The organism is Chryseobacterium potabilaquae (assembly GCF_902728265.1).
Lineage (GTDB): Bacteria > Bacteroidota > Bacteroidia > Flavobacteriales > Weeksellaceae > Chryseobacterium > Chryseobacterium potabilaquae.
The window spans coordinates 1-505 of the sequence record NZ_CACVBR010000149.1 but is presented as its reverse complement, the minus strand read 5'-3'; the positions used below and the strand labels follow the sequence as shown (position 1 = coordinate 505).

At 33.3% G+C, this 505-nt stretch carries 1 pseudogene; it reads right to left on the bottom strand.

What is annotated here, in order from left to right:
- Positions 1-505: pseudogene (locus CHRY9293_RS18590) on the bottom strand (glycosyltransferase); the annotation flags it as partial.

Here is a 505-nt window from a genome sequence, read left to right as displayed (position 1 = left end):
TTCTCTTCAAGTCCATCATAACATCCTCCTGTTGCAGGGTTATAAATAATTTGATGTAAATGATTTTTTCCTAAAAACCAACTATAAGCATTTATCATCATCTGCAAATATTTTTCATCCTTAAAAACCTTGTAGAATGTAGATAAGGCCAGTATGGTATAAGCAACATCAATAGGCTGCTCACCACCAATTGATTCCGGACTATTAATCGTTTCTTTCTGCAGCCATCCTTTGTTGGATATTACTTTGATGCCTCCCTTAATAAATATTTTAGAAAGCAAAAACTTGAATGATTCATTAGCAACCTGTTTATACATTTCGTCTTTGGTTGTGATCCATGCACACAATAAAGCTTCAGGAAGTACACTGTTTCCATAAGTCAGGTAGCTTTCAAACCAATGCCAGTCTTTATGTTTTTCATGCTGATACATTTTTACCAACCGATTGGCCAGCTTTTTCAATAATGAAATATTATTTTCAGAATTTTGATAATGTAATCCCTTTA